Below are 13,310 nucleotides of genomic sequence, written 5' to 3' on the forward strand. Positions count from 1 at the left end.
GGTCCATGTCTCCGCACTTCTGCACAATCGCCAGTTTCGCAACTGTCGCCTCTTGTCGCATGTTGACGGTCCGAATGATGTACAGGGACCACTTCCGACCGGTTCGGGACACCTCACCGCTCACTTCACGACACCCTCGTGGTCCGGAGCACCCTCCCTGGTCGGGTAGAGTTCTCGGGTCAGCAGGCGCCGCTAGCTCAGTTGGTTAGAGCAGCTGACTCTTAATCAGCGGGTCCGGGGTTCGAGTCCCTGGCGGCGCACCGACACCGAAGGGCTCCTCACCAGCGTGAGGGGCCCTTCGGCTTATGGGCGGGGCGGGATCCCTTGATGGGCGGGGCGGGCTCCCCACGGACACAACGGGCGCAAAGAGTCGCATAGGGGCGCATACAGGCCGGGCATATGCGCCCGGCGTATGGGGTGGTGACCCCATCTTCGTACACGCGTCCCAATTAGCGCGTATGACCGGTTAACACCGCGTTTCGCATCTTGCGATCATGATGAACGCCGTAGAACCCTGGGCTTCAAGGGACTGTCGATACCTGACAGTTGGGGGTATGGCCGGTTGCGACCATGGGGGGTTGGGGGCCCCGTTCATGAACCGATGCCGAGGGGGGCATCATGCAACCGGAAGGTCGCATTTCTATGTCTCCCTTGTGTGGAGGATGTGGCGATGCCGACCTGCCAGCATGCGTCCGTGACGGTCAAGGGGGACTCGAACGGGCGACAAGAACCGACGAACACGCACCTGGACGTGCGTGCGGGGGGAATGACTCATGACGTCGACGCCGACGGGCGCCCGGCAGAACTTCGACCCGTCTGAGACGACCCAGCTCCGGATGCCATCGCACCGGACCGGCAGCAACTTCCGCAGGATCAAGAAGACCCTGCCGAGATACGACTACGAGCACTACAGCCGGCTCGCGGGTCCCCTCACACAGCCCGATCCGGACAAGCCGTACAAGGTGCAGTACCGCTCGCTGCTGTCCCAGGAGCCGCACCGCGTACGAGCCGCCCTGATGCTGGGCGCCGCGCCGCTGCTGTCGCTGATCCTGCTGGGCTGGCTGCTCCAGCCGGAGCACTGGACCGAACGCGACTACCCGGCCTACGACTTCCTGCCGGTGCTCGACATCGTGATGCTGGTCTCGATCGGTCTGATCGAGTTCTTCCGCTGCATGAACGTGCTGTCGAACGCGCACGCCACCCTGGTCGCCCGCGACCCGATCCCGGTGGTCCCGGAGACCGGCACCAGAGTCGCCTTCCTCACCTCCTTCGTGCCCGGCAAGGAACCCCTTGCCATGGTGACCAAGACCCTGGAGGCGGCCGTCAAGCTGCGCCACCGGGGTCTTCTGCACATCTGGCTCCTCGACGAGGGCGACGACCCGGAGGTGAAGGAGGTCTGCGAGCGCCTGGGCGTGCACCACTTCTCCCGCAAGGGCGTCGCGAAGTGGAACCAGGCCAAGGGCCCGCACCGCGCCAAGACCAAGCACGGCAACTACAACGCCTGGCTGGAGGCGCACGGCGACGAGTACGACTTCTTCGCCTCGGTCGACACCGACCACGTGCCGCTGCCCAACTATCTGGAGCGGATGCTCGGCTTCTTCCGCGACCCGGACATCGGCTTCGTCATCGGCCCGCAGGTCTACGGCAACTACGACAACCCCATCACCAAGGCCGCCGAGTCACAGCAGTTCCTCTTCCACGCGCTGATCCAGCGGGCCGGCAACCGCTACGGCGCGCCGATGTTCGTGGGCACCTCCAACGCCGTACGCATCAAGGCGCTCAAGCAGATCGGCGGTCTGTACGACTCGATCACCGAGGACATGGCGACCGGCTTCGAGATGCACCGCGCCAAGAACCCGGCGACGGGCAAGAAGTGGCGCTCGGTCTACACCCCCGACGTCCTCGCGGTCGGCGAGGGCCCGAACGCCTGGACGGACTTCTTCACCCAGCAGCTGCGCTGGTCCCGGGGCACGTACGAGACGATCCTCAAGCAGTACTGGAAGGGCTTCTTCTCGCTGCCGCCGAGCAAGCTCTTCAACTACACCATGATGATCATCTTCTACCCGATGTCCGCCCTCAACTGGATCCTCGCGGCCCTCAGCTGCGCACTCTTCCTGGGCCTGGGCGCATCCGGTGTGAACATCGACCCGACGGTCTGGCTGATGCTGTACGGCAACGCCTCCGCGCTGCAGATCGGCCTGTACGTGTGGAACCGCCGGCACAACGTCTCCCCGCACGAGCCCGAGGGCTCGGGCGGCGTGGCGGGCATGATCATGTCGGCGCTCTCCGCGCCGATCTACGCCCGCTCGCTGATGGACGCGGTGCTGCGCCGCAAGAGCAAGTTCGTGGTGACCCCCAAGGGTGATTCGGCCAGTCCCGACACACTGTTCGGGACCTTCCGGATCCACCTGTTCTTCATCCTGGTCTTCGCCGGCTCGATCATCGCCGGACTCCTGCTCGGGCACTCCCACCCCGCGATGATCACCTGGGCCTCCTTCGCCCTGCTGATCACCGCCTCGCCGATCCTCGCCTGGCGGTGGGCCCTGCGCCAGGCGAAGAAGAAGCCGTCGGTGCCGCCCGCCTCACCCGAGGAGACGGTGCCGCTGCCCGCTCAGGCCTCGGCGCCCCAGCAGGAGCAGCACGCGCCGCACGCGCCGCACGCCCCGCAGCACAAGCCCAGCTGGGCGGCGGCGCAGGGACAGGGCGGCGGCAGCGGCGCGGGCAATGACCAGACCATGCAGATTTCCCTTGGGGGACGTAAAAAATGAAAGACGGTGCCCGTCGCCGCCGTGCTCGTCGACTTGCGATAGGCGGGGCGGTGGTGCTCGCGCTGGCCGGGATGAACGGGCCGTGGGTGTACCGCTTCAGCACGGAGAAATACCACGACTACACGATCAACAAGCCCGAGTACAAGGCCAAGAACGGGCACTGGGACATCATCCAGTTCCCCAAGGAGTACAGACAGAACACCATCCACGCGGCCCTGCTGCACACCGGCAAGATCCTGCTGATCGCGGGCTCGGGCAACAACCAGGACAACTTCGACGCGAAGAAGTTCGACACGCGGATCTGGGACCCGGTCAAGGGCACCATCAAGAAGATCCCGACGCCCGCCGACCTGTTCTGCACGGGCCACACCCAGCTCGCCAACGGCAATCTGCTGATCGCGGGCGGCACCAAGCGGTACGAGACGCTGAAGGGTGACGTCACCAAGGCGGGCGGCCTGATGGTCGTCCACAACGAGAACCCGGACAAGCCGATCACGCTGCCCGCGGGCACCAGGTTCACCGGCAAGGAGAACGGCAAGACGTTCGTCTCCAAGGACCCGGTGCTCGTCCCGCGCGCGACGAAGGTCTTCGACAAGGCGACCGGCAAGTTCCTGCGCAACGACCCGGGCCTCGGCCGTATCTATGTCGAGGCACAGCAGAGCGGCCAGAAGTACGAGACGGGCACCCAGGACAACTACCGCATCCAGGGCCTGACCGGCACCGACGCCCGCAACACCTACGGCATCGCCCAGAAGCTCGCCCTGGACAAGAAGGACTTCCAGGGCATTCGGGACGCGTACGAGTTCGATCCGGTCGCCGAGAAGTACATCAAGGTCGACCCGATGAACGAGGCCCGCTGGTACCCGACGCTCACCACCATGAGCGACGGCAAGATCCTCAGCCTCTCCGGTCTGGACGAGATCGGCCAGCTGGTCCCGGGCAAGAACGAGGTGTTCGACCCGAAGACCAAGAAATGGACGTACACCAAGGGGATCCGCCAGTTCCCGACCTACCCGGCGATCTCCCTGATGCAGAACGGCGAGATGTTCTACTCGGGCTCGAACGCGGGCTACGGACCGGACAACGTGGGCCGCGACCCCGGCGTCTGGGACGTGGCCACCAACAAGTTCACCAAGCTGCCGGGCCTGAGCGACCCCAACATGATGGAGACGTCCGGCACGGTGCTGCTGCCGCCCGCGCAGGACGAGAAGTACATGGTGATCGGCGGCGGCGGGGTCGGCGAGTCCAAGCTGTCCAGCAAGAAGACCCGGCTGATCGACCTCAAGGACAAGAACCCGAGGTTCGTGGACGGGCCCGAACTGGAGAAGGGCACCCGTTACCCGCAGTCCTCGATCCTGCCGGACGACTCCGTCCTCGTGTCCGGCGGCTCCGAGGACTACCGGGGGCGCAGCGACTCCAACATCCTCCAGGCGCGGATCTACGACACCAAGTCGAACACCTTCGACCGGGTCGCCGATCCGCTGGTGGGCCGCAACTACCACTCGGGCTCGATCCTGCTGCCCGACGGCCGGGTGATGTTCTTCGGCTCCAACTCGCTCTACGCGGACAAGGCCAACACCAAACCGGCCACGTTCGAGCAGCGCATCGAGATCTACACGCCGCCGTACCTCTACCGGGACTCGCGGCCCGATCTGACCGGCGGCCCGAAGACGATCGCGCGCGGCGGCTCGGCGACGTTCACCTCGCGGCACGCGTCGACCATCAGGACGGCCCGGCTGATCCGGCCGAGCGCGTCCACGCACGTCACCGACGTCGATCAGCGGTCCATCGCGCTGGACTTCAAGAAGACGAAGAACGGGGTCACGGTGACCGTGCCGAAGAACCGGAATCTAGTGGAGTCCGGTTGGTACATGCTGTTCGTGACGGACGACCAGGGGACGCCGAGCACGGCGCAGTGGGTCAAGGTTCCGTGATTTTCGAGAGTTGTACGTGAGTGGCGGCGACTTCCTCGCGAAGGTCGCCGCCAACTCACCTAGGTCCTGCCGTCAAATTCCCGTCGTCCGCCCGAAGGGCGGGCCCGGCGGCGTCAGGTGCGTGCTCTCGGCGTGCCGGGCACAGGCCCTCGTACTGGATGTACTCGGGTCTGTGCCCGGTGCGGCGAAGGGGGCCCCTCCCTGTTCGAGCGAAGTCGAGAACTTGGGGGCGCGTGCATGGCGTCGCAGGGCAGACGGGAATTTGACGACAGGGCCTAGGGGCGCGGGGAACTGCGCGACACGCCACGACGTACCCGCAGCCGCCGAACCACCAGCGCCCCCGAGCTCGTTCGCTCAGCCGCTGGCCTTCGCGAGCTTCAACGCGTACTCCGCCCACCAGTCGCCCGCCTTCGGACCCCCCTTGCACTCCCCGTCCGACTCACCGGGCCGCTTGACCCAGAGATACGCGTCGACGAGCGGATCGGCGGTCTTGGTCGTCGGGGTCTCGCCCAGCGCGCGCCCCGGCGGATTGCACCAGCTCTCGTCCGCGTCGCCGGCCGTGTAGGGGCCGTTTCCGTTGCGGCTGGTGTCGATGACGAAGTGCTTGCCGCCGACCTTCGCGGACAGTTGCCTGCCGTAGGCGATGGAGTCCTTGGTCGAGTAGAAGTTGGAGACGTTGACGGAGAAGCCGTCGGCCCGGTCGATGCCCGCCCGCTTCAGCGACTGGAAGATCTGGTCGGGGTGACCCCAGCCCGCGTTGCCCGCGTCGAGGTACACCTTCGTGTTCTTCAGGGCCTTGAGCTTGGTGACCGCGGTCTCGAGCAGGAAGTACCGCTCCTCCTGGAACTGCGCCGGAGTGCACTGGTTGACCAGGTGCAGAATCGCGTCCGGCTCCAGGATCACCGTGGCGGGCCGGTCCTGGATGCCGCGGGCGACCCCGTCGATCCAGGCCTTGTAGGCGTCGCCGTCCGCCGCGCCACCCTGCGAGAACTGGCCGCAGTCGCGGTGCGGGATGTTGTAGAGGACCAGGATGGCCGCCCGGTCGGCCTGCTGCGCCGCCTCGGTGAAGCCGCGCGCCTCCTGCTCGGGATTCTCCGGCCCGATCCACTCGCCGGTCGGCTGTTCGGCTATCTTGCGGATCTGCTCGGCGTCGTCCTTCTTGCCCGCCTTGACATACGCGGTGACCTGCTCGGCCGCGTTGCCCGCCGGGTTGACCCAGAACGGGTCGGAGTTCTTGGGCTGTTGAGTGACCTTGGAGCCGGAACCGTCGCTCTTGTCGCCGCCGCCTCCGGAGGAACACCCCGCGAGCACCAGCAACGCCCCCACCACCGCGACGGACGCCCGAGCCCCGGCCCCCTTGCTGCCGTACATGCAACTCCCCCTCGGGTGCACTGTCCTTGGGGTCAATCGTGACATAGGTGGCGCCTCGCCCACGAGATCGCCCGCGCCTTATCGGTGAGCTGTTACAGCCCCGGGGACAGGTCCTAGGCCAGAACGCTCATACGTTCTAGAGTTGCCTCAAACGGACCCAGAACCTCCCGCGCCGACCGCCGGGTTACTCCCGCAGCCCGTGCGCGCGCGGTCGAGGACCAGCCCGGTCGGCGGCTCCGGGGGGAGCGGGCCGCCGACCGGGCCAGGTGGAACCGGTCACCGGGGCACCGGCCGCATTCACCCGAATCATCGTCCGCGAGTCACCCGAATCATCGTCCGTGGCCCGTGAGGTACGCCGACACGACCACGTTCGCGGTGTAGGTGCGGCTCACCCGGTCGAAGGTGCCGCCGCAGGTGACGAGCCGCAGCTCGGCCCGCCCCGACTCCCGTGGCCCGTAGGCCTGTCGGGCGTCGAAGTGGTCGCGCGGGAAGACCTGCACGTCGTCCACGGTGAACTCGGCGACGGTCCCGTCGTCGCGGACCACCCGGACCGTCTGCCCCGGCCGTACCGTGCTGAGTTTGTAGAAGACCGCGGGCCGGGTCTCGGTGTCGACGTGCCCCACGAACAGCGCGGTCCCGGCCGCCCCCGGCCGCACCCCGGCGGCGTACCAGCCGACCACGCCCGGCTGATCGAAGGGTGGCGGATCGATCGCCCCCTGCCCGTCGAGCCCGCGGCCCACGACCGGCGCCTGCACCCCCATCGAGGGAATGTCGATGCGCTGCGGCGCGGCACTCGTCAGCGGCTTCAGCGCGGGTGGCAGCCGTACCTCGGGCGGTCGTCCGACCGCCGCGATGTCCCCCGTCGTCGGCGCCGCTATCCCCTGCCGTACGTCGGTCAGGTCGCGGCCCCACAGCCACAGCCCGAGCAGCAGCACCGCCCAGGCGACACCGGTCAGCAGCCGGCCGGCGCCGGAGGAACGCCCGTGTACGGGCATGTCGTCGGACATGTCAGTCCCGGGTGTCGTGGCCCCGGCGCGCGCTGCGGACCGCGACCGCCACCGCGGCGGCGCTCGCGAGGACGAGGCCGATCACCGCGTGCTTGGTGCCGGGGCTCGACGAGCGGGCGTCCACCGAGGCGAAGTGCGCGGTGCCGCCGCCGCCCGCGTGCACGGGGGCGACGGGCGAGGCCGGGCCGGTCGGGACGGCGAGGGCGGACGTCAAGGCGTTCGGGACGGCAAGGGCGGACGACAAGGCGTTCGGGACGGCGAGGGCGGACCTCAGGGAGGTCGGGCCGCCCGGCGCGGTGACCGTGACCGTGCCGGTCACCCGGTCCTGGCGGCCGTCACAGCTGACCTTGACCTCGTAGGCACCGGGCGTGGCCGACGAGCGGACGCGGGTGTCGCCGGTGAGCACCCCGCCCTGGCCGGTGAGCCGCGCGTCGGCGACGAACGCCGACGAGACCGCGGTACCGGTCGTCCCCGTACAGCCCAGCGCCCGCAGCTGGACGTCGCTGCCGGGGGCCGGGGACACGGGAGAGACGGAGACGCCGCCGTCGGCCGCGTACGCGGCGGGAGTGAACGCCGCCGCGAGCACCGCACCGGCACAGAGAGTGAGTCGCGCACAGAGAGCGAGTCGACATGAACCCATCGTGAACCTCCAGATATCTGGAGACTCCCCCGCCCGGTCGCGGGACGCATCCTCAGACGCCCCCGACTACTCCAAACGGGTCTCGAAAGGTTTGGCGCGGGCCGGTGGCCCTCGGCCCGCGCGGCGTCAGATCCGCTCGACGAGGTCCGCGATCGAGTCCACGATCCTGGAGGGCCGGAAGGGATACTGCTCGATCTCCTCGCGGGTGGTCAGCCCGGTGAGGACGAGATAGGTCACCATGCCCGCCTCGAGGCCGGCCAGGACGTCCGTGTCCATCCGGTCGCCGATCATCGCGCTGGTCTCGGAGTGCGCCCCGATGGCGTTGAGCCCCGTCCGCATCATCAGCGGGTTCGGCTTGCCGGCGAAGTAGGGCTGCTTGCCGGTCGCCTTGGTGATCAGCGCGGCCACCGCACCGGTCGCGGGCAGCGGGCCCTCGGCGGACGGGCCGGTCTCGTCGGGGTTGGTGGCGATGAACCGGGCGCCGCCCTTGATCAGCCGGACCGCCTTGGTCATGGCCTCGAAGGAGTACGTACGGGTCTCGCCGAGGACCACGTAGTCCGGCTCGTGGTCGGTCAGGACGTACCCGATGTCGTGCAGTGCCGTGGTCAGGCCCGCCTCGCCGATGACGTACGCGGTGCCGCCGGGCCGCTGGTCGTCCAGGAACTTGGCGGTGGCGAGCGCGGAGGTCCAGATGTTCTCGACCGGCACGTCCAGGCCCATGCGCCGCAGCCTGGCGTGCAGGTCACGAGCGGTGTAGATCGAGTTGTTGGTGAGCACCAGGAACGGCTTCCCGGACTCCCGCAGCTTCTTGACGAAGGCGTCCGCGCCGGGGATCGGCACTCCCTCGTGAATGAGGACACCGTCCATGTCGGTGAGCCACGACTCGATGGGCTTGCGCTCTGCCATGGTGCTGGTTCTCCTGCCGTCCTGGCGTACGTACGCACACGATCCGGGGGCGCCGGAACGACGATGTGCCGACGCCCCCAGCCTAGTCAGGGTGGCGTGTCAGCTTCCCGTGGCCGTCTTCCAGTCCTCGACGTACGAGGTCAGGTTCTTGTCGATGTCGGCCCAGTCCGGCTCGAAGAGCGCGACGCCGTCCATGAGCTTGGTCAGGGCGATGGCGTTCGCGTCGGTGGCCTTGACGTCCCCCCGTGCGGAGAAGCCGCCGCCGATCTCGCTGACCTGCTGCTGCGCCTTGGCGGAGAGCATGAAGTCGAGGAGCTTCCTGCCGTTGTCCGCGTGCGGGGCCCTGGTGACGAGTCCCGCGGCGTACGGGAGGGCGAACGTGGTGGGCTTCCCGGCGGCGTCGGTGGCCTTGTCCGTGGCCTTCGGGAACCAGATGCCCAGGTTCGGCATGTCCTTGGACTGGGCGTAGTTCATCTGGACGTCGCCGTTCGCGACGAGGAGTTCGCCCTTGTCGACCTTGGGCGCGAGCTTGCCGGTGGAGGCGGACGGGCCGACGTTGTTGGCCTGGAGCTTCTTCAGGTAGGCGAGCGCCTGTTCCTTGCCGCCGAAGTCGTGGATCGCCTTGACGAGCACGGCGGTTCCGTCTCCGGCGACGCCAGGGGTGGAGTACTGGAGCTTGTTCTTGTACCGCGCGTCGAGCAGCTCCTCCCAGGTGGTGGGCGCCTGCTTCAGCTCCTTCTTGTCGTAGACGAAACCGAAGTAGTTGTTGACGACGCAGGTCCAGGTGGCGTCGGCGGCCTTGTCGCCGCCGGCGACCTGGTCGGAGCCCTTCGGGGCGTACTTCTGGAGCAGCCCCTTGCCGTCGGCCTGCTGGATGAACGGCGGGAGGGTGACGAGGACGTCGGCCTGCGGGTTGGTCTTCTCGCGGACGGCGCGCTGGACCATCTCGCCCGAGCCGCCCTCGACGTACTTGACCTTGATCCCGGTCTGCTTCTCGAAGTCCTTGAAGACCTGGTCGTACCAGCCGTCGCCGTTCTCGCCCTTGAGGCCGTCGGCGCTGTAGACGGTGACGACCTTGGCGTCGGAGGCGCTGGAGGCGCCGCCGCAGGCGGTGAGGGTGGCGGCGAGGGCGAGGCTGCCGACGACGGCGGCGATCGGCTTGAGGTGGTGGAGGTTTCTGGGCATGGCGAGATGAACTCCTTGCGAGGTTCGGAAGGTTGACCGATCAGGATCTGATCGGGGTCAGCGGTAGGAGGCCTTGGTGCGGATCCGGGAGACGGCGAACAGGACGAGCACCGTCGTGGTCATGAGGACGACCGCGAGCGCGGAGCCGGTGAAGAGGGCGCCGCGGTCCGAGGCCGCGTAGATCTGGACGGGAAGCGGGGTCCAGTCGGGCGGGTAGAGCATCATGGTGGCGCTCAGCTCGCCCATGGACAGGGCGAAGCAGAGCCCCGCGGCGGCGGTCAGCGAGGGCAGCAGCAGCGGCAGCCGCACCCTCCACAGCACGTACGAGGGCCGGGCGCCGAGCGAGGCCGCGGCCTGTTCGTAGGCCGGGTCGAGACGGGCGAGGGCGGCTGACACCGACTGGTGGGCGAAGGCCGTGACCAGCACGGTGTGCGCGAGGATGACGATCCACCGGGTGCCGTTGAGCAGCATCGGCGGTTTGGAGAAGGCGACGAGGATCGCGAGGCCCACGACGACCGAGGGCACGGCGACCGGCAGCATGAACAGGGCATCGAGAACCCGCCTGCCGCGCTTCCCCAGCGCGTGCGCGGCGAGCGCCGCCCAGGTGCCGACGACCAGTGCGAGCAGGCTCGCGGTGACCGCCGTGACCAGGCTGGTGGTGAGGGCCTGGAGGGACGCGCCACGGGTGGCGGCCGTGTAGTGCCCGGTGGTGAAGCCGGACGGGAGCACGCTCGACCAGTTCGTGGCGAACGACGCGGCGAGGACGACGAGCAGCGGCAGGGCGAACAGGGGCAGGAAGAGCAGGAAGAAGACGGCCCAGGTGGCCCACTTCCCCTTGCGGCTATGCACCAGCACGGCGGCTCACCACCCGGTAGAGGCCGTAGAGCCCGACGGAGACGAGGACGTTGACGACGGCGACCACGCACGCGCCCGGATAGTCGGACTCCAGGATCGCCTTGCTGTAGACGAGCATCGGCAGGGTCGTGACGCCCTTCGCCCCGGTGAACAGGACGATCCCGAACTCGTTGAGGCAGAGCACGAGGACGAGGCTGCCGCCGGCCGCGAGCGCGGGCAGCGCCTCGGGCAGGATGACCTGCCGCACGATCCGGGCGGGCCGCGCCCCGAGTGAGGACGCCACCTCCAGCTGGGCGGTGTCGATCCCCGAGAAGGCGGCGAGCAGGGGCCGCATCACGAACGGGGTGAAGTACGTGATCTCGGCGAGGAGGACCCCCCACGGAGTGGTGAGGAACTGGAACGGCCCCTCGGCGGCACCGGTCACGTCCGTCCACAGGCCGTTGGCCATGCCCACCGTGCCGTAGATGAACAGCAGCGCGAGCGTGATCAGAAAGGACGGGAAGGACAGGAAGACGTCGATGAACCTGGCGACGGCCTTCCCGCCGGGGAACGGCACGAACGCGATGACCAGGGCGAGCACGAACCCGAGCACGAGACAGCCGACGGTCGCCGCGACGGCGATCCAGACGGTCGTACGGAGGGCCTCCAGGAACGACGGGGACGCGAGGACGTCGGCGTACGGCTGGAGGGAGGTGCCCCCGGTGTCCGGCTGGAAGGACTGCTGGACGACGAGTGCGAGGGGGTAGAGGAAGACGAGTCCGAGGACGGCGACGGGCGGCAGGGCCCAGGCCCAGGTCGGTACGCGCGGACGGGACCTGGTGGCCGCCATGGCGCTAGACATCCCCGGTCACCCCCGCGGTCACCTCTGCGGAGAGCAGCACCGCGTCCTCGGCTGCGAAGTGCACGGTGATCTCCTCCCCGAGAGCGGGCGGCTGCCGCAACTCCCGCAGGTCCACCTTGAGCCGGTGTCCGTCCACGTCGACGTAGAGCCGGTGGGTGGCGCCGCGCCACTGCACCTCGGCCACCGACCCGGTGAGGGCGTTGGGCCCCCCGCCGAGTCCGACGAGGTGCGGCCGTACGCACAGCGTGGCGCTCGCGCCCTCGACGGCGTTGCCCGTCGACACCTCGAGCTCGGTTCCGCCGAAGGCGACACCTCCCGCGCCCACGGTCACCGGCAACAGGTTCGCGTTGCCCACGAACGACGCCGTGAACGCGGTCCTCGGCGCCCGGTACAGCTCCCGCGGCGTCCCCACGTCCTGCAACCGCGCCTTGTCCATCACCGCGATCCGGTCGGCCAGCGTCAGCGCCTCGATCTGGTCGTGGGTGACGTACAGGATCGACATGTCGGGCAACTCCCGGTGCAGCCGGGCGAGTTCGGCCAGCATCCCCGACCGCAGCTGCGCGTCGAGCGCGGACAGCGGCTCGTCGAGGAGGAGGACGCCGGGCCGGATGGCGAGCGCCCGCGCGATGGCCACCCGCTGCTGCTGCCCGCCGGACAGTTCCCGCGGATGGCGCCGGGCGTAGGCCGCCATCCCAGTCATCTCCAGCGCCTCGGCGACCCGTCCGCGGATCTCGCCCTTGGCGACCTTCTGCGCCCTGAGCCCGAAGGCGACGTTGTCCTCGACCCGCATGTGCGGGAACAGCGCGTACTGCTGCACCACCATGCCGACGCCGCGCCGGTGGGGCGGCAGAGCGGTCACGTCCCGGTCGCCGATGAACACCCGGCCGGAGGCGGGCCGCACGAACCCGGCGACGGCCCGCAGCGCGGTGGTCTTCCCGGACCCGGACGGCCCGAGCAACGCCATCACCTCGCCGGGCTCGACGGTGAGGTCGAGGGAGTCGAGGACCGTGGTGCCGTCGTACGCGACGGACACCCGGTCGAAGCGGATACCGCTGCCGCCGCTCATCGCCCGCGTCCGGGATACGGATCGTCTCCAGGGAGCGGGTCGGCTCCGGTGGGTCCGTCGAGCAGGGCGGGAAGTTCGGCCACCGAGCCGAGCACATGACCGGCCCCGGCCGCGCGCAGCGCCTCGTCGCCGTGCGCCCCGGTGAGCACACCGGCCACCACGCCCGCCCCGGCGCGTACGCCGCTGAGCATGTCGTACGAGGTGTCGCCCACGACCGCGACCTGCTGGACGCCCTCCGCGGCCTTGGTGCGCAGGAAGGCCTCCAGGACCATGTCGGGGTACGGCCGCCCGCGACCTGAGGCGTCGGCCGGGCACAGCGTGAGCGGCACCAGCCCCTGCCAGCCGAGGGCGTCGAGGATGGCGTCCTGGGTGACGCGGGCGAACCCGGTGGTCAGGACGACGGTACGGCCGCCCGCCTGGAGCTCCTCGATCGCCTCGCGCGCCCCGGCGATCGGCGCGAGGCGCCCGCCGTCGACGAGTTCCCCGTACGCCTTCTCGAAGGCGGCGTTGGCCCGCCGGGCGAGGGACTCCTCGCCGAACAGGTGCCGGAAGACGGAGATCTTGGACTCGCCCATGGTGGCCCGGACGTGGTCGAGTTTCCTGGTGTGGTCGGCGGACCCGGGCTCGACGCCCAGCTCCCCGGCGGCCACGGCGAAGGCCTGCTCCACCAGGCCGCCGTCGGCGACGGTGGTGCCCGCCATGTCGAGCACGACGAGTCGTATGTCCTCGGTCATTTC

General features: G+C 69.1%; 11 protein-coding genes and 1 tRNA gene. 3 read left to right on the top strand and 9 right to left on the bottom strand.

Annotated features, from left to right (window positions below; genetic code table 11):
* Nucleotides 1-186 precede the first annotated feature (186 nt).
* The 3 genes from ACZ7M2_RS06480 to glxA all read left to right on the top strand — a co-directional run bounded on the left by ACZ7M2_RS06480 (nt 187) and on the right by glxA (nt 4,702).
* Nucleotides 187-260 (top strand) — tRNA-Lys (locus ACZ7M2_RS06480).
* Nucleotides 261-773: 513 nt separating this feature from the next.
* Entirely contained in the window at nt 774-2,768 is a 1,995-nt protein-coding gene (locus ACZ7M2_RS06485; RefSeq protein WP_471594366.1) for a glycosyltransferase family 2 protein, read from the top strand.
* Nucleotides 2,765-4,702: a radical copper oxidase GlxA gene (gene glxA, locus ACZ7M2_RS06490; RefSeq protein ID WP_471594367.1), complete on the top strand. Its 1,938-nt coding sequence runs from the start codon at nt 2,765-2,767 to the stop codon at nt 4,700-4,702. Before ACZ7M2_RS06485 ends, glxA begins: the two co-directional genes overlap by 4 nt.
* 354 nt (nt 4,703-5,056) lie before the next feature.
* Here the strand turns inward: glxA and ACZ7M2_RS06495 are convergent, their stop codons facing one another.
* The 9 genes from ACZ7M2_RS06495 to ACZ7M2_RS06535 form a co-directional block, all read right to left on the bottom strand.
* The gene (locus ACZ7M2_RS06495; RefSeq protein ID WP_471594368.1) at nt 5,057-6,073 is read right to left on the bottom strand and encodes a glycoside hydrolase family 6 protein; all 1,017 of its coding nucleotides are present in this window, start codon (nt 6,071-6,073) and stop codon (nt 5,057-5,059) included.
* A gap of 329 nt (nt 6,074-6,402) precedes the next feature.
* Nucleotides 6,403-7,080: a class F sortase gene (locus ACZ7M2_RS06500; protein WP_471594369.1), complete on the bottom strand. Its 678-nt coding sequence runs from the start codon at nt 7,078-7,080 to the stop codon at nt 6,403-6,405.
* A gap of 1 nt (nt 7,081) precedes the next feature.
* Nucleotides 7,082-7,720 (bottom strand): hypothetical protein, encoded by a 639-nt coding sequence (locus ACZ7M2_RS06505; RefSeq protein WP_471594370.1) that lies wholly within the window; start codon nt 7,718-7,720, stop codon nt 7,082-7,084.
* 126 nt (nt 7,721-7,846) lie between these two features.
* A complete protein-coding gene (locus tag ACZ7M2_RS06510; protein ID WP_075029148.1) occupies nt 7,847-8,626 on the bottom strand; it encodes an HAD-IIA family hydrolase in 780 nt (259 codons plus the stop codon).
* Between the two features lie 99 nt (nt 8,627-8,725).
* The gene (locus tag ACZ7M2_RS06515; RefSeq protein WP_471594371.1) at nt 8,726-9,811 is read right to left on the bottom strand and encodes a 2-aminoethylphosphonate ABC transporter substrate-binding protein; all 1,086 of its coding nucleotides are present in this window, start codon (nt 9,809-9,811) and stop codon (nt 8,726-8,728) included.
* 57 nt (nt 9,812-9,868) lie between these two features.
* Complete coding sequence (locus ACZ7M2_RS06520) at nt 9,869-10,666, bottom strand: ABC transporter permease (protein WP_471594372.1); 798 nt, start codon at nt 10,664-10,666, stop codon at nt 9,869-9,871.
* Nucleotides 10,653-11,507 (bottom strand): 2-aminoethylphosphonate ABC transporter permease subunit, encoded by an 855-nt coding sequence (locus tag ACZ7M2_RS06525; protein WP_471594373.1) that lies wholly within the window; start codon nt 11,505-11,507, stop codon nt 10,653-10,655. The genes ACZ7M2_RS06520 and ACZ7M2_RS06525 overlap by 14 nt, the downstream gene beginning before the upstream one ends.
* Nucleotides 11,500-12,573 carry an ABC transporter ATP-binding protein gene (locus ACZ7M2_RS06530; RefSeq protein WP_471594374.1) on the bottom strand — a complete coding sequence of 358 codons (1,074 nt, stop codon included), beginning with the start codon at nt 12,571-12,573 and terminating at the stop codon, nt 11,500-11,502. The genes ACZ7M2_RS06525 and ACZ7M2_RS06530 overlap by 8 nt, the downstream gene beginning before the upstream one ends.
* Nucleotides 12,570-13,307, bottom strand: a complete 738-nt coding sequence (locus ACZ7M2_RS06535) for an HAD family hydrolase (protein ID WP_471594375.1) — start codon at nt 13,305-13,307, stop codon at nt 12,570-12,572. The genes ACZ7M2_RS06530 and ACZ7M2_RS06535 overlap by 4 nt, the downstream gene beginning before the upstream one ends.
* Nucleotides 13,308-13,310: the final 3 nt, after the last annotated feature.

The organism is Streptomyces sp. NPDC111507 (assembly GCF_055638955.1).

What these genes read in the sequence shown, in the direction of transcription:
- ACZ7M2_RS06485 (WP_471594366.1), top strand. Translation starts at nt 774, where the DNA reads ATGACGTCGACGCCGACGGGCGCCCGGCAGAACTTCGACCCGTCTGAG.
- glxA (WP_471594367.1), top strand. Translation starts at nt 2,765, where the DNA reads ATGAAAGACGGTGCCCGTCGCCGCCGTGCTCGTCGACTTGCGATAGGC.
- ACZ7M2_RS06495 (WP_471594368.1), bottom strand. Translation starts at nt 6,073, where the DNA reads ATGTACGGCAGCAAGGGGGCCGGGGCTCGGGCGTCCGTCGCGGTGGTG.
- ACZ7M2_RS06500 (WP_471594369.1), bottom strand. Translation starts at nt 7,080, where the DNA reads ATGTCCGACGACATGCCCGTACACGGGCGTTCCTCCGGCGCCGGCCGG.
- ACZ7M2_RS06505 (WP_471594370.1), bottom strand. Translation starts at nt 7,720, where the DNA reads ATGGGTTCATGTCGACTCGCTCTCTGTGCGCGACTCACTCTCTGTGCC.
- ACZ7M2_RS06510 (WP_075029148.1), bottom strand. Translation starts at nt 8,626, where the DNA reads ATGGCAGAGCGCAAGCCCATCGAGTCGTGGCTCACCGACATGGACGGT.
- ACZ7M2_RS06515 (WP_471594371.1), bottom strand. Translation starts at nt 9,811, where the DNA reads ATGCCCAGAAACCTCCACCACCTCAAGCCGATCGCCGCCGTCGTCGGC.
- ACZ7M2_RS06525 (WP_471594373.1), bottom strand. Translation starts at nt 11,507, where the DNA reads ATGTCTAGCGCCATGGCGGCCACCAGGTCCCGTCCGCGCGTACCGACC.
- ACZ7M2_RS06530 (WP_471594374.1), bottom strand. Translation starts at nt 12,573, where the DNA reads ATGAGCGGCGGCAGCGGTATCCGCTTCGACCGGGTGTCCGTCGCGTAC.
- ACZ7M2_RS06535 (WP_471594375.1), bottom strand. Translation starts at nt 13,307, where the DNA reads ATGACCGAGGACATACGACTCGTCGTGCTCGACATGGCGGGCACCACC.